This is a genomic window from Chryseobacterium aahli (genome assembly GCF_022699665.1).
In the GTDB taxonomy this organism is placed as follows: Bacteria; Bacteroidota; Bacteroidia; order Flavobacteriales; family Weeksellaceae; genus Chryseobacterium; species Chryseobacterium aahli.
Genome location: NZ_JALDNB010000002.1, coordinates 430,411 through 453,040, shown reverse-complemented (window position 1 = coordinate 453,040; position 22,630 = coordinate 430,411). Strand labels below are relative to the sequence as shown.

Annotated in this window: 15 protein-coding genes; 4 read left to right on the top strand and 11 right to left on the bottom strand. The window is 33.1% G+C overall.

Annotated elements, in window-relative coordinates; translation table 11 throughout:
- Positions 1 to 144: 144 nt before the first annotated feature.
- The 6 genes from MQX03_RS04395 to MQX03_RS04370 form a co-directional block, all read right to left on the bottom strand.
- Entirely contained in the window at positions 145 to 1,431 is a 1,287-nt protein-coding gene (locus MQX03_RS04395) for a TolC family protein (RefSeq protein ID WP_242801793.1), read from the bottom strand.
- 97 nt (positions 1,432 to 1,528) lie between these two features.
- The gene (locus MQX03_RS04390) at positions 1,529 to 3,958 is read right to left on the bottom strand and encodes an ABC transporter permease (protein WP_242801792.1); all 2,430 of its coding nucleotides are present in this window, start codon (positions 3,956 to 3,958) and stop codon (positions 1,529 to 1,531) included.
- A gap of 94 nt (positions 3,959 to 4,052) precedes the next feature.
- Positions 4,053 to 6,470: an ABC transporter permease gene (locus tag MQX03_RS04385; RefSeq protein WP_242801791.1), complete on the bottom strand. Its 2,418-nt coding sequence runs from the start codon at positions 6,468 to 6,470 to the stop codon at positions 4,053 to 4,055.
- A 115-nt stretch (positions 6,471 to 6,585) separates the two neighbouring features.
- Positions 6,586 to 7,308: an ABC transporter ATP-binding protein gene (locus MQX03_RS04380; protein WP_242801790.1), complete on the bottom strand. Its 723-nt coding sequence runs from the start codon at positions 7,306 to 7,308 to the stop codon at positions 6,586 to 6,588.
- Between the two features lie 4 nt (positions 7,309 to 7,312).
- Positions 7,313 to 8,725, bottom strand: a complete 1,413-nt coding sequence (locus tag MQX03_RS04375) for a S41 family peptidase (protein WP_242801789.1) — start codon at positions 8,723 to 8,725, stop codon at positions 7,313 to 7,315.
- Between the two features lie 7 nt (positions 8,726 to 8,732).
- Entirely contained in the window at positions 8,733 to 9,974 is a 1,242-nt protein-coding gene (locus MQX03_RS04370) for an efflux RND transporter periplasmic adaptor subunit (RefSeq protein WP_242801788.1), read from the bottom strand.
- 204 nt (positions 9,975 to 10,178) lie between these two features.
- Here MQX03_RS04370 and MQX03_RS04365 point away from each other — a divergent pair, with 204 nt between their 5' ends.
- The 3 genes from MQX03_RS04365 to MQX03_RS04355 all read left to right on the top strand — a co-directional run bounded on the left by MQX03_RS04365 (position 10,179) and on the right by MQX03_RS04355 (position 15,205).
- Positions 10,179 to 11,522, top strand: coding sequence for a sigma-54-dependent transcriptional regulator (locus MQX03_RS04365; protein WP_242801787.1), 1,344 nt, complete (start codon positions 10,179 to 10,181; stop codon positions 11,520 to 11,522).
- Entirely contained in the window at positions 11,523 to 12,839 is a 1,317-nt protein-coding gene (locus MQX03_RS04360; protein WP_242801786.1) for a sensor histidine kinase, read from the top strand.
- 194 nt (positions 12,840 to 13,033) lie between these two features.
- Positions 13,034 to 15,205 (top strand): outer membrane beta-barrel protein, encoded by a 2,172-nt coding sequence (locus MQX03_RS04355; RefSeq protein WP_242801785.1) that lies wholly within the window; start codon positions 13,034 to 13,036, stop codon positions 15,203 to 15,205.
- Between the two features lie 89 nt (positions 15,206 to 15,294).
- On the opposite strand, the gene MQX03_RS04350 is transcribed toward MQX03_RS04355, so the two are convergent.
- Together MQX03_RS04350 and MQX03_RS04345 are read right to left on the bottom strand one after the other, a co-directional pair.
- Positions 15,295 to 16,461, bottom strand: a complete 1,167-nt coding sequence (locus MQX03_RS04350; RefSeq protein ID WP_242801784.1) for a cytochrome-c peroxidase — start codon at positions 16,459 to 16,461, stop codon at positions 15,295 to 15,297.
- 210 nt (positions 16,462 to 16,671) lie between these two features.
- On the bottom strand, positions 16,672 to 17,031 hold the full coding sequence (locus MQX03_RS04345; protein ID WP_229984760.1) for a response regulator: 360 nt from the start codon (positions 17,029 to 17,031) through the stop codon (positions 16,672 to 16,674).
- A gap of 712 nt (positions 17,032 to 17,743) precedes the next feature.
- On the opposite strand from MQX03_RS04345, the gene MQX03_RS04340 reads away from it, so the two are divergent.
- Complete coding sequence (locus MQX03_RS04340; protein ID WP_242801783.1) at positions 17,744 to 18,544, top strand: Cof-type HAD-IIB family hydrolase; 801 nt, start codon at positions 17,744 to 17,746, stop codon at positions 18,542 to 18,544.
- Between the two features lie 19 nt (positions 18,545 to 18,563).
- Here MQX03_RS04340 and MQX03_RS04335 read toward each other — a convergent pair whose 3' ends face one another.
- The 3 genes from MQX03_RS04335 to MQX03_RS04325 form a co-directional block, all read right to left on the bottom strand.
- Positions 18,564 to 21,047 (bottom strand): AsmA family protein, encoded by a 2,484-nt coding sequence (locus MQX03_RS04335; RefSeq protein ID WP_242801782.1) that lies wholly within the window; start codon positions 21,045 to 21,047, stop codon positions 18,564 to 18,566.
- Between the two features lie 139 nt (positions 21,048 to 21,186).
- Positions 21,187 to 21,951 (bottom strand): type I methionyl aminopeptidase, encoded by a 765-nt coding sequence (gene map, locus MQX03_RS04330; RefSeq protein WP_242801781.1) that lies wholly within the window; start codon positions 21,949 to 21,951, stop codon positions 21,187 to 21,189.
- A 198-nt stretch (positions 21,952 to 22,149) separates the two neighbouring features.
- Positions 22,150 to 22,572, bottom strand: a complete 423-nt coding sequence (locus MQX03_RS04325; protein WP_242801780.1) for a hypothetical protein — start codon at positions 22,570 to 22,572, stop codon at positions 22,150 to 22,152.
- Positions 22,573 to 22,630 lie beyond the last annotated feature (58 nt).

Genomic DNA, 22,630 nt, shown 5'->3' with positions numbered 1-22,630 from the left:
GGTTAATAATACTGCGAATATAATCAATATTTGTATATTATTGAGCGTACTTTTGATGGTGAAATAATTTTTAAGGTTATTAAAATCTACTAGAAATACCAATCATCATCTGTGGTTTTGGTAACGAATTGACGTTTTTGTGTTTTACAAATCAGATTGTAAGACCTTTAGCAATTCAGTTTGCTGCATCACTTCATTTTTACTGCTGATCAGATTATAATTTGCCTGAAGCCAGTTATTTCTTACCACAAAAAAGGTATATGCATCCATCAATCCTTCTTTGTATTTTTCTTCAGACTTTTGGAAAGATAATCTTTGGTTTTCAAAATTCGATTTCAGCAGTGTATATTTTTCTTCAGAATTCTTAAACTGTACTTTTATAGAATTAATGCTTTTTGTGAGATTATTGATGACAATTTCCTTCTCGTAGTTATAATTAATGACATTCAATTTTGCGATTTCAACATTATTTTTAACCTGTAATTTATTAAATACAGGAATAGAAAGCCCGAAAGCAACCTGTTGACTCTTATTTCTTTTAAATTGATCAGAGAACAAATCTGCAGGCTCGCCTAAGGTTTTACTATAAAAACTTGACCAGTTGTATAACCCGTTGATTGTTGGTAAATAGGCAGATCTGGTAATACTTATATTTTTTTCTGCTGCTTTCGTATCTGCAATTACCGTTTTGTACGCCGGATTTTTCTCCAAAAGAGTTCTTACGAATTCGGGGTCATCAAAATTAAAGGAAGCCAGATTTTCCTCATCCATTTGAAATTCGATAGAGTCATCGCTTATTGCCAAAGCATTCAATAAATTTATTTTAGAAAGATCCCGTGAGTTTTTGGCAGAAACCCACTGTTCCTGCAGCGTTCCGAGGTTGGCTTTGATGTCATACACATCGCTTTTCGGGCGGTTTCCTATCTCAACCTCTTTTTCGGTACGTTTAATCTGATCCTCGATTCCTGAGATTTGAGTTTCCAGAACTTCGAGCCAGCTTTTGCTGTTTTGATAACTGAAAAACATTTGAATAACATTCAGTTTTACTTCATTCTGAGTCTGTTTCATTTTATAGATTGAGCTCTCTTTATTGATTTTAGACAATGAAATATTGAGGTAATTTCGCCAGTTCAACAATTCCCAGTTGGCTTGTGCGTATACATTGTCGTATTGGGTATTAATGGCTTCTCTTTGGTTATTGCTTTGATTAATACCTAATCCGAAATTATAATTATGATTAAGTCCCGCTTCTATTGACGGCAGCAGCATTCCTTTTGCGGCAGAAATCTGACGTTCATTTTTTTGAATATTTACAGTAGCCTGCTTAATCAGTGGATGATTTTTAGCTGCGTAATTCAAGCTTTCCTGAAGTGTCCAGCTTTGCTGAGCGGGAAAGAGATTTAATATTAGTATGAAGAATAGTTTTTTCATTTTTTTTTTGAATTATTTGATAACCATGTAAACCACCCCGTCAAAAATTCTTTCGAATTTTCGCCACCCCTCCAAAGGAGGGGAATCTGATTGGCGGTTATTCGTATTTCAAATGTTTTACAAGATTGATTTTTGTGGCTCGATAAGCTTTAAAACTAACGACAATAAATGTCAGAAGGAGAAGTGAAATCATGCTTAGAACATAAGGCCAAACGGGCATATCAATTCGATAAGAGAAATCTTTCAGCCATTCATTCATTGCATAATATCCAAACGGAATGCTTATTAAAACAGCAATTACACAAATAAGTAAAAATCTTTTCGTTAAATCCCAGATAATTGTTTTTTCGTCTGCACCTAAGGCTTTTTTGATGGCTACATCTTTTAATTTTTGTTCAATTAATAATGATGACAGAGCGAATAATCCTAACAATGCAATGACAAGGACAACAATATTTAAGATGGTAAAAAGAGTCTGTTGTTTTTGAAATTTTTCGAAAGTTTTGGCAAATTGCTTATCTACAAATTCATAGTTGATAGGGTAGCCCGGTTCAGCTTTTGTGAGCCAAAATTCTTTGATCTGCTCTAATGTTCCGTTAATATCATCTCCCGAAAGTTTGATCTGAAGATTTCCCATATTGTTTTTCGCCCAGTTTCTATCATAATTAAAAAACAACATGGGCTCTACAGGTATATCAACTCCATTGATATGAAAGTCTTTCAAAACACCGATAATTTTATATTTCTTTTTCTGTTCCCAACCCGGAAAAACTTCTTTTCCGAGAGCCTGATCTTTATTCCAGCCCATTTTTTTGATGAATGATTCGTTGGCAACAGTTCCGGAAATTGTATCAGAAGCATAGCGAAGATCCATATCTCTTCCTGAAGCAAATTTCATCTTATAGAATTTAAAATAATTGTAATCAATAGCTCCTACAAGAACATTCTCCACTGTTTTTGTAGTATCTAAGGCATTTTTCACAAGTGATGCATTTGCCATTCCCAATCCGATAGAGTTTACCGAACCAGTAATGTCTTCTACACCTGGAATTTTCAACACTTCATTTTTCAGACGTACATACTTTTTAAAATTATAATCATTCTCCCAATCTGTTTTATTAAACTGAATGTTCACAACCTGATCTCCTTTAAAACCTAGGTCTTTATTCATCATAAATTTTACCTGAGAATGAATGATCAGAGAGCAAATAATGAAAAAAGAAGAGATGATGAGTTGCGAAGTCAGAATAGAATTACGCAGCCAGACTCCGTTTCTGCTTCTCGAAAAATTTCCTTTCAGCGTATTAATCGGTTTAAAATTTGAAAGATATAATGCCGGAATTAATCCTGAAATGAATGAGAATACAATTAAAAGTAAGGCACTGTAGATAAATAGATTCGTGTCATTCAGTTTTATCTCTTTCCCCAAAAACTTGTTGTATGAAGGAAGCAGAAGTTCAACCATTGCAAAAGCCAAAATGTACGCTGTAAAACAGATGGTAAAAGTTTCCAGCAAAAACTGGAGAATCAGCTTTGATTTTGAACTTCCCACAACTTTTCTCACGCCTACTTCTTTTGCTCTTTGTGACGCCTGTGCTGTTTTAAGATTAATTAAATTGATGCCTGATAAAAGCAATATCAGCGCAGATAATCCCAAAAGAATCATAATTGATTTTTTGTCGCCTTTATCAATTCCTTCACTTTTGGCATCCAGCTTCATCTTACTTATCGGGGTGAGATACACTTTTGCGCTGTTCTTTTCATCATATTTTTCGCCCCATTTTTCGGAACTTATTTTTTCTTGTCGAGACTGCTGCTCAGAAAGTTTTTTTTCTAAAGCGGCAATATCTGTTCCCGGTTTTATTTTAAAATATCCTACATAGCTGTAATTTGTCCATTCTAAATTCTGTTTATCGATATTGGGATGTCTCATTATAAACCCAGGACGAAAGACTGTATTTCCCGTAGGGATTTTATAAACAGCAGTCACAACGTAAGATTTGTTTTCAGAATCGTCAAGCTTCAATGTTTTGCCGATACAGTCTTTATACTCATCTCCGAATAAAACCTTTGCTGTTTCTTCAGAAATTGCTACTTTGCTGTCGTCGCTTATTGCATTTTTAAAGCTTCCGGCAATTTTTTCCATCGGAAAAAAATCAAAATAAGAATCTGTTGCTCTCGCATTGGTTGTATAAGCCGACTTATTTCCATACATCAATCGTACTTTATACCCATACCATGAATTTGCAATAGCGAAATCTTCAATCTCAGAAAATTTTTCTTTTGAAACAGTTAATTCCGGATAACTGGAAACTACCATTGTACCGAAAGATGAGTTTCCATTTTCAACTAAATAAATATTGTCCTTATTCGGAATCCAGTCTTCATAAGATTTTTCGTCCTGCCAATGAATAAAAATCAATAGAAAAACACACAAACCAACACTTAACCCCAAAATATTGATGATTGTGGAAAGCCAGTTTTTTCTATAGTTGATGAATGCTATCTTGAGCCAGTTTTTTAACATAGTTGTTGGTTTTTGGTTGTCAGTTGATGGTTGTCGGTCGATGGTTTTTGAGAATAGCCTCCATCAACTATCAACCGACAACTATTAACAAATTTTACTCGTACTTCAGATATTTTATCAGATTCACTTTAGTAGCTTGGTAGGCTTTGATGCTTACAACAGTAAACGTTAGCAGAAGTAAAACCACAAGGCTGAGAATGAATGGTAAGATGGGCATATCGATTCGGTAAGCGAAGTCTTTCAGCCATTCGTTCATCAGATAATAACTGATCGGAATACTAATGATCACAGCGATTAACGTAATCCAAAGAAACTGTTTCGTCAAACCAAAAATCAGGATTTTGTCGGATGCGCCTAGCGTTTTTCTGATGGCAACATCTTTCAACTTCTGTTCAATCATTAATGATGACAAAGCGAATAATCCAAGTAAAGCCACCATCAAAACCATTGCATTTAAGATTGTAAAAAGTGTTTGTTGTTTCTGATATTTTACAAAACTCTCGGCAAATTTTTTATCAATAAAATAAGAATCGAAAGGATAGCCTGGCTCTACATTTTTCTGCCAGTAAGATTTGAGTCTTTTTATCGTTCCATCGATGTCATCAGGCTTTAATTTTAATTGAATGTTATACACCCCAAATCTTTTCCAAGTAGTTTCTTTATAATGGAAAAATGTGATTGGTTCCACCGTACTTTTCGGATTCCAAATATTAAAATCGTTCACAATTCCTACAATATGATACGGTTTGTTATCAAAACCCGGACGAATTTCATTTGTCAAAGCTTCATCATCTGTCCATCCAAATTTCTTAACAAAAGCTTCGTTTACCATAACATTTGAAATTGTATCGGAAGCTAAATTAGGATTCAGCCAACGTCCTTTTTTCAGTTTTACATTCATAAATTGGAGATAATTAAAATCCATAGAACCGTGTTGAGCATTGATACTTTTATCTCTAAAATCTACGTTTGAGCTACTGAATCTGCCACTTCCGGGAACTGCTTCTCCGAAAGAAATACTTTCAACACCTTCAATTTTACTTAACTCATTTTTCAAACGTTCATATTTCAGCCAAGGTTTTTCTACGTTCTCGCTAAAATTAACATACAATATTTGCTTCCCACTAAAACCAAGGTCTTTATCCATCATATATTTCACTTGTGAGTTTACAACTAAACCTCCTATAATGAAAAATGAAGAAATAATTAATTGCAAGGTCAGGATTCCATTTCTCAACCAAACGCCGTGTTTGCTTCTGGCGAAATTTCCTTTCAAAGTTTCAATAGCTTTGAAATTTGATAAATAGATTGCTGGAATTAATCCGGAAATCAAGGTAACCGCTAAAACCATCGAGAAAGAATAAAAGTAAATATGCCAATCATTCATCACGATTTCTTTGGCATAAAACTTATTGAAGCTTGGTAAAAGAAGCTCTGTCAAAGCCAAAGAAAGAAGATATGAAGCGAAACAAATGATAAATGTTTCCAATAAAAATTGAAGAACCAAACTTGATTTTGTACTTCCGATGGCTTTTCTTATACCGATTTCTTTGGCACGTTGAGAAGCCTGAGCTGTTTTTAGATTAATAAAATTTATGGCCGAAAGAATGACAATCAAAATAGAAAGTGTCAGTAAAATCATCATTATTTGGAGATCGCCATTTCCGAACCAATAAGCTTTTGCGTGAAGTTTTAATTTATCTAATGGTATCAGTTCACAAGTATTCGGACCATATAGTTCCATATATTTCTCAACAGTAACACCAGGAGCTCCTTCCTCATTGAGTTTTGCTCTATGTTCGAAAACTTCTTTTACCAATTTATTTTGCACAGCAACTATATCAGCATCGTTTTTCAACATAAAAAAACATCCGTAATTAAAACTTCCCCAAGCTTCTTTATCATTTTTTATCTGTTCATAAGCCAGAATTATAAATTCAGGTTTTATGATAGTATTTTCCTTTGGCAATTCATAAACTGCAGTTACAGCATAATTTTTACCATTAAATTTCACGCTTTCTCCTGCAACATTGGTTTTTCCGAAAATATTTTTGGCTGAAGTTGTAGAAAGAGCAACCGCATTTCCGCTTTTTAGAGCGTCTTTAAAACTTCCTGAAATCAATTTAAATGGAAAAAAATTGAAGAAATTTTCGGAAGTCGCTATTCCGTCTTGTTGATAAATCGTTTTGTTTTTGGTTGTCATCTTGAAACCCATTCCTGACGAACTAAAAAGAATAAAATCTTTCACTTCTGGAATTAGCTTCGCAGCGCGTTCCGCCATAGGGATAGAGATATTGCTTCCGTAAGTATTATCTTTTTTATAATAACTCTGAATCCCATAGATTTGATCCTTCTTCGGATTCCATTTTTCAAAGGATTCTTCGTCATTCCAATGCATCAGGATGAGCATAAAGCCGGTAAGTCCAATCGTTAATCCAAATAGATTGATGATGGTGGAAAGCCAGTTCTTTTTATAATTAATAAAGGCAATTTTAAGCCAGTTCTTTAACATAAGTGATAGTTTATGATTGATAAACGATTTTATAAACCTCAGAGAAACAGAATGGTTCCGAATCTCTGAGATCAGTTATAAAATGGATGAATGAATGTAATTTTTATAGAATCGATTACTCGAAAATCTTTGCATCTGCTTTTTCAAAAACATCTTTTCTTTGGGAAGAATGTTCTTCTGAGAAAATCTCACCGTCTTTCATATTTACAATTTTAGAAGCATAGCCTGCGTCGTAAGAAGAGTGCGTTACCATTGCAATTGTAGAACCCTCTCTGTGAAGTTCTGCGAGAAGATTCATCACTTCGTTTCCGTTGGAACTGTCTAGATTTCCGGTGGGCTCATCGGCAAGAATTAATTTTGGTTTTGTAACCAAAGCTCTTGCAACGGCTGCTCTTTGTTGCTGTCCACCGGAAAGCTGCTGGGGATAATGTTTTGCTCTGTGAGCAATGTTAATTTTCTCCATGATTTCTTCCACTCGTTTTTTTCTCTCGGAAGAAGAAATGCCGTTGTATATTAAAGGTAATTCTATATTTTCATAAACTGTCAGTTCATCAATCAGATTAAAATTTTGGAAAATGAAGCCGATGTTTTTCTTTCTGATATCAGATTTTTTCTTTTCAGAAGTTCCGATAGTTTCTATCGATTCAAACTGATAAGAGCCGGAAGAAGCGCTGTCCAAAAGCCCAAGAATATTGAGGAAAGTAGATTTTCCGCAACCTGAAGGTCCCATGATTGCTACAAATTCGCCTTCTTTGATATTTAAGCTTACATTATTAAGCGCATTGGTTTGAACGTCTTCAGTTTTATAAATTTTTGAAAGATTTTGAATATTGATCATTTTATTAATTTTTTAAAGGTTTATTTAAATAACTCATTGCTTCAGATAATTGTGAATCATATTTGACAGGATATAAAACATCATTCAAATTTCTTTTAACAATAATATTTGGCTTTATTCCAATTCCTACAAATTCTTCTCCGTTAGGTAATGTTACTTTTTTTGTACAGATCCAGGCAGTGGTGTTACCGGGTAGATCTATTTGTAATGGTTGACCTGTGCTTCCATTGGTAAAATCTCCAACTCTGATTATATTCTTTTCATTAAACAAATAAATTAGAAAATCTTCCGCAGCAGAAGCTGTATTGTTGTTTGTAAGTATCACCGTTGGGACTGAGAATTTAACATCTGACTTAACGATTGTTGGCTTGTACTCAAAATTGTGAAATTTTGTTCCCAAATAGGCTTTATACAAATTAGTGGCTTCTTCTTTAGATAATCCCCATTGATGCTTTCCATTGATGGTATCTTGAGCCGTTAGGAATGAACCAATTGCTCTTTCTGTCGGTATAATTTCTCTGCTGTAATTTTTAGCACCGTAGATTGTATCACTCTTCACAAAATACTTCGCAATATTTAATGCGTTTTTGCCACTACCACCACCATTATTTCTAAGGTCTATAATTATTTTTTTTGCCTTTTTAAGTTCAGTTAATTTTGATTCAAAACCGCTTACAGCAATAGCATCATCAAAGGTTTTGATGACAACATAAGCTACATCATCTTTCATCCATTTAAATTCGAAAGCACCATTATTTGGCAACGGCTCAGAACTTAATTCTTTCTCTTCGGTCTTGGAATGAATCAAATGGAACTTTTTAATTTCACCTTTTGGAGTTTTTATTTCTATATCAAATTGATCACCAGATAATCCTGATAATAAATTATAACTCGCTTGATTATTCAAATCATTTTCCGTAGAAGTGGATATATATGGAGTTACAAATTTTTGTTGATATTCATTAGGTGGCAGACCATTCACTTTTACAATTTCGCTCCCAACAGGAATTTCTTCTGCCTTGCTTTTATTTACATCGTACACAAATATTTTCCCTTGTACATTGGTCAAAAAAAGACGGTACGCTCCAAAATGAGTAGTCATTATCTGACTTTGAATAGCCTCGGGAAAATAAACTTTTGTATGCCCATCTTTTAGAATTGAACATAACTTTTGAAGTTCTCTAAAATATTCGTAATCATTTTTAGTTTTTTGAACATTTTCAATCGCTTCTTTATAGGCATCATTCCATTTTTGCGGTTCTACTTTGTACATATAAACAAAGTTGTAATTCGCATCGCTCCAAAACTTAGAAAGACCATATATCTTATCATTTGCAGATAATGTATTGGGAATCTGACTCTGTATAAGATTGCAGATAAAAAAAACAGAACATAATATTAATAATTTTATTTTCATAATACTTTTATTTTTGAATATCTAATATTTCATATTTCTTCAATTCGGTATAATCTGATGTAATGATGGTTTCTCCTTTTTTCAGTCCGGAAACAACTTCATAATACATTGGGTTTTCTCTACCGAGGCTGATGTTTCTCTTCGCAGCTTTATTGTTTTTCACCACAAAAATCCATTTTCCGTTGGTGTCTTTGTAGAAATTTCCTTTAGGAATCATTAAACTTTGTGTGTCTGCAGAGAGTTTCAGCTTTACTCCAAATGTCATCCCGATTTTTAGGTTTTCAGGTTTAGCATCAACGAAATTAAGTTCCACAGAAAACTGCCCATCTTTCACTTCTGGAAGAATTTTGGTAATAATGACTTCAAATTGTTGTGCATTAATTTCCAGACTTCCTTTAATTCCGTTTTGAAGCTTGTTAATGTAATATTCATCCACTTTTGCAATCAATTTGTAACCGCCCATCAAATCTACTTTACCAATGCTTTCGCCAGTTGTTAAATTTTGCCCCAACGAAATATTAAACGAAGATAATCTTCCCGAAACAGGCGACATAATTAGGAAATTATTTTTATTAGAACGAAGAATGCTCAGGCTTTTATCCATTTGATTGATAGAATTATTAATGGCTGCAAACTGAGAATTTCTGGAATTTTTTTCACTTGAAGCTCCTTTTTCCACAATCATTTTTCTTTGTTTCTGATAATTCAGATTTTGAAGACTGGTGTCATAATCTGTTTTCTTTCCGATTTCTGCATCATATAATCTTTTTTGAAGATTAAAAGTCTGCAAAGCCGTATTATAATCATTTTGAGATTGTAACAACTCCTTATCCTGATTGAATTCCTGATTCTTCAATTCTAAAAGCGAACTTCTCATCTGGCTGATCTGCTGCATAATTCCGGTTTCCTGATTGAGATAATTAAATTCTGTATTAGGATTGTAAACTCTTGCGATGGGTTGGCCTTTGGTTACCATTTGTCCGTCCTCTGCAAAAATTTCCTTTACAGCGCCACCTTCCAAAACATTAACTAAAGATGAATTGAGAGATTGTGTTTGTGCTGTAACCATCAGCATATCTTCAAATCTTCCTCTCGTAACTTCTTCTACCTGAATGTCTTCAAGTTTTACATTGTACGTTTTTTTCTGATTCAAAAAATACCATCCAAAAACCGAAACTGCCAACGCAGATGCAATGATGATTAATATTAATTTTAGTTTAGATTTCTTTTTTACTATTTTCGTATCCATATTTAAGATAACTAATTTACTTACAATATATTAGACAAATCAAATACCAGAGATTTAAAAATTTGTAAGCATCTGAAAATCTGAACGAAAATAATTTTAAATATTTTTAAACTGTTCATTAACGGACACTATTTGTGCGAAAACGGACATTTTTAGATGATTTGCAAAATATGATGTATAAAGTACAAAGTAGAAACTAAGCTTATGCGAAAAAAAGAAGCACATATTTTAATTGTTGATGATGACGAAGATATTTTATTTTCGGCAAGAGTTTGGCTCAAGAAATTCTTTACCGAAGTTACTTGTCTCAGTCAGCCGAAAAATATTCTGAAGTTTTTGTCTGAACAACAAGTTGACACCGTACTTTTGGATATGAATTTCCGGAAAGGTTTTGAAAACGGACAAGACGGATTGTATTGGATGCAGGAAATCAAAACTTTGGAACCCCAGCTTCCAATCATTTTGATGACGGCGTACGGCGAAGTGGAATTGGCTGTTGAAGCTCTGAAAAACGGTGCTTCAGATTTTATTTTGAAACCCTGGAATAATGAAAAATTATATGCTTCTGTGAATCTTGCAGTAGATATTTCCAGAAAAAATAAAAAACTCAATCAGTGGGAAAATGTCAGCGTAAAAACTAATCAATATCAGTTAGAAACTGCGTCTTTTGCAATGCAGGAAGTGATGGAACAAATCACGAAAGTTGCGCCGACCGATGCTAATGTTTTACTTTTAGGAGAAAACGGAACGGGTAAGTATGTTTTGGCAGAACACATCCACGAGTTATCTGAAAGGAAAAATCAACCTTTTGTTCACATCGATTTGGGAAGTCTTTCTGAGAATCTTTTTGAAGCAGAATTATTTGGTTACAAAAAAGGCGCTTTTACCGATGCCAATCAGGATTATTCCGGGAAGATTGAAAATGCGCAGAACGGAACTGTTTTTTTGGATGAAATTGGTAATCTCCCGCTACATCTTCAAACCAAATTATTAAGTTTAATTCAGAATCGAAAACTAACGAGAATCGGAGAAAACAAGGAAAGAAATTTGGACGTTAGATTTATTTTTGCAACCAATGAAAACCTTAAAAAAGCAGTTGCAGAAAGTCGTTTCAGAAAAGACCTTTATTATAGAATCAATACTGTAGAGCTTCAAATACCAAGTCTGAGAGAACGGTTGGAAGATATTCCTACTTTAGCGAATTATTTCCTTGAAAAGTACAAACAGAAATATCACAAACCCGATTTGGTTTTAAATGAATCTTTAATTACTGAACTCACAACTTACTCGTGGCCTGGGAATATTCGGGAACTCGATCATTGTATTGAGAGAAGTGTGATTTTATCTAATGAGAAAAACCTGAAATTGCTGATGCCTCAAGATGAAGAGTCAGAGAAAACGATCATCAATCTCAACATCGAAGAAATGGAAGGAATTCTGATCAAAAAAGCACTTAAAAAACATAGAGGGAATATTTCTCTCGCAGCGGAAGATTTGGGATTGTCGCGTGCGGCACTTTACAGGAGAATGGAAAAATTTGAGTTATAAATGAACAAGCAAAAATTTATCTGGCTTTTATTTATTCTTCTGGCGATTGTCAGTGGAATTTTCGCTTTTGATTTTTATTCGAAAAACAAATTGATCAATTTCGGGTTGTTTACCACAATAAGTATTGGATGTGTTATTTTGGCACAAGTCTCCGCTTTATCTTTCATTCAGAAAAGTGAAAAAATACTGTTGGCTATTCAGAAAAAAGACTTTTCTCTTTATCCGATTGCAGAAGGTAATAGTTTGGTTGATAATGCTGTAAAACTCTACTATCAAAGCAAAGAAGAGCATTTATCGCTGTCTTCGTATAAACTTTTGTACGAAGAAATTTTAAATCAATTGGAAATTGGGCTCATGATTCTTTCTGAGAAAGATAATCATTGGGAAGTATTTTATGTAAATCCGGTTTTTCTTGAAATATTGCAAATCCCGAAATATAATTCTTGGGAATTGTACGAATCTAAGACACCGGAATTTTATAAAATTATAGACGAAACCTATTACGAAAATTCACAGGAGTTTTTTGATATTTCGATCAATGAAAATGTAAAGCAATCTTTTTCTCTTCGTACCAAGAAAGTTCAGAATATCAAAAACCGTTTCTGCATCATCAGTTTGGAATCTGTGCAGAAAATTATTGAGCAAAAAGAAAAACTGGCTTGGAATAATCTGATGAAGGTAATTTCGCACGAACTTCTCAATACTTTAACACCCGTCAATAGCTTAATTCAAAATTTAGAATATATTGCCAATCAAGATGTTGTAGAGAAAGAGGATCAGCAAGAGATGAAGGAAAGTTTAACCATCATCAATTCAAAATCAAAACAATTACTGAATTTTGTGGACGATTACCGACAGGTTGCTGAACTTCCGAAACCTATTTTCAAAATGATTTCGTTGACAAATATTGTAGAATCTGCACTCGGTTTTCTGAAGCCGGAATTTGAGAAAAACCATATCGCCATCATCAATTCATTAGAAAATCAAACGATCTTTGCTGATCAAAAAATGATTGAAAGATGTCTAATCAACCTTTATTTAAATGCTATCTATGCTGTTGTAGACTCTTCTGAAAAAATTATAAAAACAGAAATCAAAATCATTAATAAAAGAACAATTCTGAGCGTAGAAGATAATGGAGTAGGAGTTTCTAACGAAATAAAAGATAAAATTTTCCTTCCTTTCTTCACTACCAGATCAAGCGGTTCGGGAATCGGGCTTACCTTAAGCAAGAGTATTATCGAAGCGCACAAAGGTTATTTAAACTATAAACCTTTAGAGCAAGGAAGCCGTTTTGAAATCTGGTTTTTGGAATAGGTCTTGATAATCTGGTGTTTTCGTATTTGTAACGGAATCCTATTCTGAGAAAAAATATTTTTAAAAATAATAATTTACAATTGAGTATAAGCGAGTTAGCTATAATAAAACCATCTTAACTAAATTTAACACATACCTGATGTAACAAAATTTCCCTTTACGGTGTCTTATAATTGAAAAAAACTCAGTTTTTAATGAAAACTATATTAGCACCAATTATTTTATTAGCGGGAACTTTAGCTTTCGCACAAACAACAAAAGATACTGTACAGTCGAAAGAAAAAGAAATTGAAGCTGTTACGCTAACCTATAAAAAACCTACCGTAGAATCAAAAGTAGACCGTACTGTTTTTAATGTTGCCAACAGCTCTATTCTTGCAGGAAACACCACTTGGGACGTATTACGTATGACTCCATTGCTGAGTGTTGATAATAATGATGCCTTAAAAGCTGAAGGTGAATCTGTAACCGTCTATATAAACGACAGAAAATCTGTTTTTACCGGAAAAGAGTTGAAAGAATACCTCCAGACTATTCCTGCAGATAACCTGATGAAAATTGAGGTAATTACAAGTCCTTCTTCGAGATATGAAGCAACAGGTTCTGTAGTCAATATTGTTTTGAAAAAGCGTGATGATGAAGGAATGAAAGGCAGTATCACTTTAAATAACCGACAGAATACGAAAAACTCTCAATACACCAATTTTAATTTAAATTATCACAAGAAAAAATTCACTCAAACACTTATTGGAAGTTACAGCGACAATATTTTTGTTCAGGAAAATTCTTTGCTTAATACCTTATACAAAAATAATGAGGTTACCAAAATTGATAACTACATCATTTACAAAGGTAAAAATCCGTCTATTTCATCAACTTCTGAATACGAACTCAATGATAAAAACAGCATTGGTACAATTCTCGAATTTTATAAAGGAATAAGAAGCAACAGCTCCGAAACCAATGCTCAGATTTTTGAAAATGATCAATTAAATCGTTCTTATTTCCAAAATCAGACTTCATCATCATCAAATCCGACTTTTGGAACGAATGTTTTTTATAAATACTACGACAAAGAAAAAAACAGAATTTTAGATGTTAATTTAGGTACAAATTACGATTCTGAAAAGGATAACAGTTATTATCTTAAAAATACAATAACCAATACAGGAGCAACTTCTGTAGACGAAATTGGAGTTTTAACTGATCTTCAAAACAGAAATTATTATTTGAAAGTAGACTATACTCAGCCTTTAGGAAAATCGGGAGCAACTTTTGAAGTCGGTGGTAAAATGGACTTTCATAATAACGTCGTTCCAAATTCTTTATATGGAATTCTACCTGATGGTTTAAGTAGAAATGATACATTCAGATATAAAGACAATATCAACTCTTTATATGCCAATTTTACGAAAACTTTTTTCAAAAAATTAGAGACGAGAGTTGGTATTCGTTATGAATATATTGATTATAAAATAGGTCAGGATATTGCAGGAACTTCAAGGAAAGATTCTTACGGACGATTTTTGCCTAATTTATTGCTGAAATATTCTTTTACAGACAAATATGATTTAAGTTTAACCTACACCAGAAATCTTTGGAGACCTTGGTATTCTGAGTTTAACCCGTTTTTATTGCCAAGAAACGACGGAATGTATACTCGCGGGAATATGGAATTAAATCCTAACCCAAGTGACAGAGTTTACATGAAGTTTGGCTTTATGAAAAAATACTTTCTTTCGGCAAGATATACCTTTACCAATCAGGACTACTGGACTGATTATGTGGTACAAACCGGAGCAACACCAAAAGATAATAAAACCATTTCGCAGGAAAGTAATTTTACAGGAAATGTGCACAAGTATTTCCTTTATGCGAACACCAATCAATCTTTCCTGAAGAATAAACTAAGTGTGAATCTAAGTTTTGGTTATAATTATATTGATAACAGCGATTTTAATGCAAGAAATGATCTTAAAGGAGCAGATTATATAAGTTTTTGGGCTGGATCCAGTAATTTAACTTACACCAATCTTTTTAATAAAAATATTAATTTGAGCGCTTGGGTAGAAATCTCAAATCAGAATAACGGAAATTCTTATGCTAACAAAACCAATGTTTTTCATAATATTTCAGCAACAAAGATTTTCCCAAAAACACAAATGGAAGTTAGTCTACAGCTAATGAATATATTTCAAAGACCCAATTTTGATGCAACATCTTACAGCCAAATCGGAACATTCAGAAATTCATCAAAATCTGACTGGTACGGTTTCTCACTTTCTTTTGTGAAAAGATTCGGAAATCAAAAAGTAAAAGAAAATACAAAAACCGATGTTGAGAAAAATAGTGGAGGAGGTAAATAACACAATGAGAATGATAACGGATGGTAAATTTTTACTGTCCGTTTTTTTTAGATAAATTTTAAATTGAGATATTGAAATTCAATTAAAAGTTATTTTGGAAGTTCCGGCGGGGTCAATCTTTGGGTTTTCGTACTCAATGTTCCCAAAAAAGCTTCTAATTGAGTGATTTCTTTTTCGTTCAAATCTAAAAACTTCAGCATTTCAGATTTTTGTGATGTTAAAGTAATTCCTTCGTGAACGGTTGATTTTTTCTGAGATATTTCAGAGTTTCCGTTGCTGTAAAAAGTAAGAACATCTCGCAAAGAGGTAAGTGATCCGTTGTGCATCCAAGGACCTGTACGAGTCAACTCTCTTAATGTGGGTACTCTGAATTTACCTGCATCATTCGGATCTTTAGTCACTAAATATCTTCCTAAATCTTCCTGTTTTGAACCAAATAAAGAAGTTCCGTCATTTTCAAATTGATTGTTCGAAAAATATCCTGAGCTGTGACAGTTCATGCATTGTGCTTTGGTACGAAAAAGATGCAGCCCCATCACCTCGTCATCAGAAAAAAGAGCAGCCTGCCCATCAATGAATTGATCAAACTTACTTTGAGGACTTATCAACGTTCTCTCAAAAGTTGCAATTGCTTTTCCTATCTTGTATTTAGTAACCTTTTTACTCCCGAATGCTTTTTCAAAAAGTACTTCGTACCCTTTTATTTTCGCAATCTTCCCTGTGGCAATGTCAATATGCTGATTCATTTCTCTTAAATCTTCGATAGGGATGTGGGATTGCTTTTCTATGCTTTCAGCTCTGCCGTCCCAAAAGAGAGATTTTGCAAAAGCTATGTTCATTATTGTCATTGCATTTCGGATGCCCAATTGGCGGTCGTGCCCGAAGGATAGAGTTCTATTATCTGTCCAGCCTAATTCAGGGTCGTGGCATGATGCGCAGGCAATTTGATTAGAAGCTGATAATCTTGGATCAAAAAAAAGGGTTTTACCTAACACTACTTTATCAATCGAGTAGGCATTATCTTCCGGGAATTCTACTTTTGGTAAATGTCCTATCTCAGAAAAATGAGGTATTGCCATCTCATCAAGTATGGGTTTTGGCCATTTTGAAGAGTCACCTGATGAATAGAGCTTTCTGATTTTATCAATGAAAGACTGGTCATGAGATATCTCCTTGTAAACATTGGTTTGCAAGCAGTTATTCAAAAAGAAAAAACTAATGAGTAAAATCAAAATCCAGCTTAAGGCATTCTTCATTCCCAAATATTTTTCAGCAAAAATAATGATTCTAAAATTGCATCGTAATTTTTTCGTCGTTAATTTGTTTTGATAAATGCTTATTCATTATTCATTAAAAAACATTTAGAATCTCGAAATTAATTGAGATGATTTTAAATAAAAAGCTCCAAAATCTAAAGACTTTGGAGCTTTTATTTGTTTAAGAATTTATAAAGTAAAAATAAGAACCTATTGAGTCGTCAGTTTTTCTATTTTCACAAGAACATCATCAATGTCAAAAGGTTTTGGGATAAATTCATCTGCTTGGCAAGACTGAGTTACATTCTCAGCTTTAGCGTGTGCGCTGATAATCATCACTGGGATATTTGAGGTTTCAGGTGCTTCTTTAAGCTGATTGCACAAATCTGTACCTAAACCATCCGGCAACATAACATCCAATATAAAGATATCGGGAACTACAGATTGGTCTCTGTTGTTGAATGCTTCCACAGTTGAGAAAGATCTTACATCATAATTTTCGAATGACAGGAGCAACTGTAATGCATCTCTGATGCCTGTCTCATCTTCTACGATAAATATTGTTTTCATATACCGTTGCTTGGCAAAAACAAAGCCAACAGATCACAGAGATAATAAAAATTTATAAAAATATTTTCAAATCATAGAATGATCTTGAGAATGTAAAATCGGAGAAAAAAAACAAAAGGCAAAACAGTGAAGTTTTGCCTTTGTTAATATAAAGTGAAATGGTGTGGTGTCTATTTATAAGTAATTATTTGATTGGTGTATTTCTCTTGTCATTTTTCTTATTTCAAAGATAGATTCGTTTAGTTCAATTAGCAAACTTGTGCTGTCATGATTTATAAATTCTTACGTAAAAATTCTTTAAAACGGCTTTTCAGTATATTCAGGCAATGATTTTTTATTTTTAATTATTAGTTTCAATAAAAAATATTTAGGAAAAATTTATAAATAAATCCTTAAATCAAGTGAACTTTATATTGGTAATATTAAATTTCATCCGACGATTATCATTGTTTTTATAAATGTATTAAACTATCAATGTTCAGCTACATCATTCCTTTAGAAGAAACTGAAGCGAATGTTACACATCGAGCCGCAAGATATTATAAGTTTGATACTAAAATATATAAGAAGAACAACAATAAACTTATCAAATAAATTCAAACTGTTTTATTGTTAAAATAATGTTATCATTTCCTTTGATGGGCAATATTTCAGCTATTATCCATTATATTTGATGTTTAAAGAATGTTTCTGCAAAGAAAATAAATGATTTATGAAGGATATTAAAATGATCGTGACAGATATGGATGGGACTTTTCTCAATTCAAAACATGAAGTAAGTCCGGAATTTCCGGAAATCTATGAAGAACTCAAAAAAAGAAATATTCTTTTCGTGCCCGCAAGTGGAAGGCAGATGCTAGGAATTACCAAATATTTTGGCGACAAAGAAAATGAAATGGCTTTCATCGCTGAGAATGGCGGCTACATGATTTATAAAAATGAAGAATTGTTTGCCGATAAGCTAGAAGAGCAATACGTTGAGGAAATTATCACAACCATAAGAGGAATTGAAGGAGCTACTGTGGTGGTTTCCGGTAAAAAGAGGGCTTATTACGAATCAATAAATCAAGATTTTATTGATTATATTGCTCAATTCTACACTGGAAATCAGTATGTAGAAGATCTCACAAAAAGTGTAGATGACAGCATCTTTAAAATTGCTGTTTATCATCCCGAAGGTTCAGAAGAACATTTGTATCCTGCATTAAAACTGTTTGAAAAATACAATCTTGAGGTTGTTGTTTCAGGGAAATTCTGGTTAGATATCATGAATAAAGATGTCAACAAAGGAAATGCGCTCGAAAAACTTCAGAAAACCTTAAATATAACGCCGCAACAGACCATGGTTTTCGGAGATTATATGAACGATATCGAAATGCTTAAAAAAGCTGAGTATTCTTACGCTATGGAAAATGCTCATCCGTCGGTAAAGGAAGCAGCAAAATTTGAGGCTTTGTGCAACAATAATTTTGGGGTAATGCAAACAATAAAAACCTATCTTAATTCAAATTAAGATAGGTTTCTATTAAATTTTAAATTAGATATTTTTTCAATCCTTCCATAATTCCCTGCCAAAGCATACTGAAAAAACTTCTGTCGGATTCTCGCTTTTTCTCAATCACGACGTGATCAGGTTCACCTGTAGATTCGTTTTTCACAAACCAGTTGGCTACTTTTGAGAGAAGCTTCCTTTCGTTACCTTTTTTATTCAGAAAATTCACATACATTTCATTGTATTTAAAGTAGAAATTTCCTGCAATACCAGCATTGTTTCCATAATAATCAAATTTCAGGTAATCGATATTTCCGTCTAAAGTAACGTTCAGATAAGGTCGTACAAAGAGATTTACATTTTCTGCAGACAGTTTTAGGATTTTTCCATTGATGGTAAATTTATCCTCCAAATTCATTACATCAAATTTCCAATTGACTTGTGTATCTGCTTTTCCGTAGAAAGCGAATCGAGCGTCAGCGTTAATTACAGTGGGTCTCCCTTTTATTTTTCCGTTATTAACATTCGTGATATTAATTCCAAATTTGTCGAAAGTTAATTTCCCTGGAATATTACTGTTCTCAGCATTCTCTTCATATTCCAAACTAGAATTTTTGATGGCAACATTTTTTACAAACATCGGCATTTTCATTCCACGCAGTTTTTTGCTGAAGAGATATCTCGCTTCGGTATCATCGGGTGGTGCGAGATCATGATAAATATTACAGTCTAGACCATCAATATCAACCTTGCTGATGTCAATTTGTTGATTTTTAAATAGTTTTGAATTGAAATCTGTAATTCCAATTTTTTTCACTGTAATCGTATACAAATCACTTTCTTTCGCAATCACTTTACTGAAACCTGCTCTCGAATATTTTGGAAGATATTTCAAATCTTTAATCTCAGTCTGTTTTCCGGAATTTTTCACATCACCTATTTTTAATGTGTAGTATTTTCCAGCATCCAAAAATACTTTCTGAGCAGTTATTAAATGACTTGAGAAATTGATTGGCAAATCTTTTTTCAGCTGCTCATTGTTTGAAACAATATTATTCAGCTGAATATCAAATTTACCAACAGCTAATTTTTCTTTACCCAAACTGCTTTGTGAAATTTTACCATTTGAAATTTTAATGAAACCAAGTTTTGCATTGAATTCAGGAGTTTCAGATTTTTCTTTTTTCGGCTTCGATTTTTGAGCGGCTGAAATTACTTTAATGTCCGGAGTTTTGACTTCCAAACCGTCAAACTGAATATTCAGTTTCTGACCGATATATTTAGTTTTATTGTTGATAATTTTAATTTCATCTGTAGTCACATTAAATAAATCTTTATGAGCACTTTTTCCCAACGCAATCATCTGGAATTTTTCAACGGTAATGTTTGAATTGCGGGAAGAGATTTTCTTAATTTTTAATGCCTGAAGATTGTTGGCTTTAAAATAAATATTGTCTGCTTCAATATCGTGATTGGTAAATCTGAACGGAATTTTTTCTTTTACCGTATTCTTATCAAAAACAATATTGGTCAGTTTAAAATTAAAATTGTCAACTGAAGCTGTTTTATCTTTATTGGCTTGCAAAACAGCTATTTTACCTTTTTGAAAATCAATATTTTTCAATCCGATTTTCATTTCAACTTCTTTCGGATTCTTATCTTTTTCTACAATGTTCTTTCCTGTTGATGTCACTTTCAAATCAGGATGGGTAAAAGTAATATCTGAAACAATCAAAGAATCTTTGCTGATATTAAAATCTGTTGCTAAAAGACGCTCAGAAGAAAAATCAAAAATGTTTTTGGCATTGTAATTTTCAGGTTTTTGAATAGGCTGCAGATGAAATTTTCTTAAATCTAAAGTTTTATTGGCTGCAAATATCTGGTCTGCATTGATTTGGTAAAATTCATTGACACCGATATGAACTTCCTTGGCATCAATTTTAAATTCTTTGAAAGCAAAAGGGATTTTTGAATCATCGTCATTCTGCTCAATATCTTTTAATTTGATATTGATGTTTTTTCCCATGAAGACCGGTTTGTCTTCAGCATTTGTAATATCAGCAAAAACATTACTAAACACGATGTTATTGATATGCAAATCTGTTTTTTTGGTAGACTTTTTTTCTTTATCTGTCTTTGGAGCTAGTTTAATTTTCAAATCAGAATCAGACAACAGAAATTGATCGGCGTGATAAGATTTATTGAACAAAACTTTCCAGATACTGAAATCATGAATCTCAATTTTTTTTATCGTTCCTTGTATCTGTGTAATTTTCTTATCGTTCGGATTTTTTGTAGAAATTTTAAGATCAGTTGCCGAAAAATCACCCGAAACCAAGCTCAAATCGAAGTTTTTCAATTGAAGTTGGTACGGTGTTTTTTTATTGATTAAATCTGGAAGCTTTCTTTGTAAAAAAAAGTCCAGCGCAAAAGGGAACGCTGCAAAAATTAAAACAATTACGACCGCAATTCTTATCAGCCATTTTTTGCGGTTACTTTTCTGGTTAGGGTTGTTTTTTTCCATCAGTGATTAGTTCAGATTTGTTAGCTAAACAAAACGTATTCCAATTCACGTAAATATCATTATTAAAACGATTTATGGATTATAATTTTTTAAAAGTAAATAAAATTAAGTAAAAATTTAATTTAAATAAAGATTAATCTTAATTAAATATTTCATTTTCTTCTGTCAGAATAATTGGTTTTCCGTCTGTAATCACGATGGTGTGCTCGTGTTGCGCCATATATCCTCCTTTATCGCCAACCATTGTCCAGCCGTCGTTCAGTTCTGTTGCGTAGGATGAGTCTGTCGAAATAAATGTTTCAATGGCCACCACAGAATTCTTCTTGAATCGTCTTTGGTCAAAACGATTTCGATAATTCATCAGTTCTTCCGGTTGCTCGTGCAAACTTCTTCCGATGCCGTGACCGCCCAGATTTCTGATTACTCTATAACCTCTTTTTTTAGCCTCGGTTTCCATCAAATGTCCTATTTCAGGAATTTTCACACCGCCTTTGATGTTGCTAATGGCTTTCCTTAAAATATCTTTAGAAGCATCTACCAATTTCTGATGGTGATGAACATCTTCACCAACGACAAATGAAGCGCCGTTGTCAGACCAAAAACCATTCAATTCTGCTGACACATCGATGTTGATTAAATCTCCTTCCTTCAAAATTCTCTTTTCTGAAGGAACGCCGTGACAAAATTCGTTGTCAACACTGATGCAGGTATGCCCCGGAAAACCGTAAGTTAAAAAAGGGGCAGATTTTGCTCCCAGATCTGATAATATTTTTGATCCGTATTCATCCAAATCTTTCGTTGTCATTCCCGGTTGGGCATATTTAATCATTTGTTTTAATGCAAATGCAACGGCGTGGCTGGCTTTCTGCATTCCGAGTAATTCTGATTCGTTTGTTATAGACATTGTGTGTGTTTAGATTGTTTTTGTTTAAAATACTATGTACTAGATGATAATTATTATAATGAAACTGATGAATTGAACTGTAAATCTCATCTAAATCACAAAATTAGTAATTTCATTTTGGTTAATAAAAATCGATCTGTTTTGTACTCAAAAATTTAAAAATAATTTTTTCATTTTCACCTATTCATATTCTATAATCTATTCCCAAACGTGAGCTAAATAAACGATAAGATAACTCAAAATACAAATCAGACTGTTTGTATTCAGCGGACGAAAAATATTTTGTCTTGAGTTTTCATACTTTATAAGATAATTTGCAATCGCCCAAAAAGCAGTAGAGAAACCAATATCCCAAAAATCAAATCGTCCGTTGGTGAAATTGAACAGCTGAAAAAATTCTAAACCTATTGAAAATATTAAAGGCAAAAAAAGGAGATTAATTTCTCTATTTCCGATTTTCAAGAATAAATTTTTAGACGTTAAGGTGATGCAGAAAACCCACAAACCTTCCGGTAATGAATTAATGATGTGTTCATTCAGCGATAAATTATTCACAATGATTTCTTTCAAACCAACATATCTATCCAATGAAATTAACGAAATAAAAAGATCGGTAACCACAGTTTTTTCCGTTCGATAAAATAAGTAAATGAACAAGCTTATTGCTAAGGACACAATG

What these genes read in the sequence shown, in the direction of transcription:
- MQX03_RS04395 (WP_242801793.1), bottom strand. Translation starts at nt 1,431, where the DNA reads ATGAAAAAACTATTCTTCATACTAATATTAAATCTCTTTCCCGCTCAG.
- MQX03_RS04390 (WP_242801792.1), bottom strand. Translation starts at nt 3,958, where the DNA reads ATGTTAAAAAACTGGCTCAAGATAGCATTCATCAACTATAGAAAAAAC.
- MQX03_RS04385 (WP_242801791.1), bottom strand. Translation starts at nt 6,470, where the DNA reads ATGTTAAAGAACTGGCTTAAAATTGCCTTTATTAATTATAAAAAGAAC.
- MQX03_RS04380 (WP_242801790.1), bottom strand. Translation starts at nt 7,308, where the DNA reads ATGATCAATATTCAAAATCTTTCAAAAATTTATAAAACTGAAGACGTT.
- MQX03_RS04375 (WP_242801789.1), bottom strand. Translation starts at nt 8,725, where the DNA reads ATGAAAATAAAATTATTAATATTATGTTCTGTTTTTTTTATCTGCAAT.
- MQX03_RS04370 (WP_242801788.1), bottom strand. Translation starts at nt 9,974, where the DNA reads ATGGATACGAAAATAGTAAAAAAGAAATCTAAACTAAAATTAATATTA.
- MQX03_RS04365 (WP_242801787.1), top strand. Translation starts at nt 10,179, where the DNA reads ATGCGAAAAAAAGAAGCACATATTTTAATTGTTGATGATGACGAAGAT.
- MQX03_RS04360 (WP_242801786.1), top strand. Translation starts at nt 11,523, where the DNA reads ATGAACAAGCAAAAATTTATCTGGCTTTTATTTATTCTTCTGGCGATT.
- MQX03_RS04355 (WP_242801785.1), top strand. Translation starts at nt 13,034, where the DNA reads ATGAAAACTATATTAGCACCAATTATTTTATTAGCGGGAACTTTAGCT.
- MQX03_RS04350 (WP_242801784.1), bottom strand. Translation starts at nt 16,461, where the DNA reads ATGAAGAATGCCTTAAGCTGGATTTTGATTTTACTCATTAGTTTTTTC.
- MQX03_RS04345 (WP_229984760.1), bottom strand. Translation starts at nt 17,031, where the DNA reads ATGAAAACAATATTTATCGTAGAAGATGAGACAGGCATCAGAGATGCA.
- MQX03_RS04340 (WP_242801783.1), top strand. Translation starts at nt 17,744, where the DNA reads ATGAAGGATATTAAAATGATCGTGACAGATATGGATGGGACTTTTCTC.
- MQX03_RS04335 (WP_242801782.1), bottom strand. Translation starts at nt 21,047, where the DNA reads ATGGAAAAAAACAACCCTAACCAGAAAAGTAACCGCAAAAAATGGCTG.
- map (WP_242801781.1), bottom strand. Translation starts at nt 21,951, where the DNA reads ATGTCTATAACAAACGAATCAGAATTACTCGGAATGCAGAAAGCCAGC.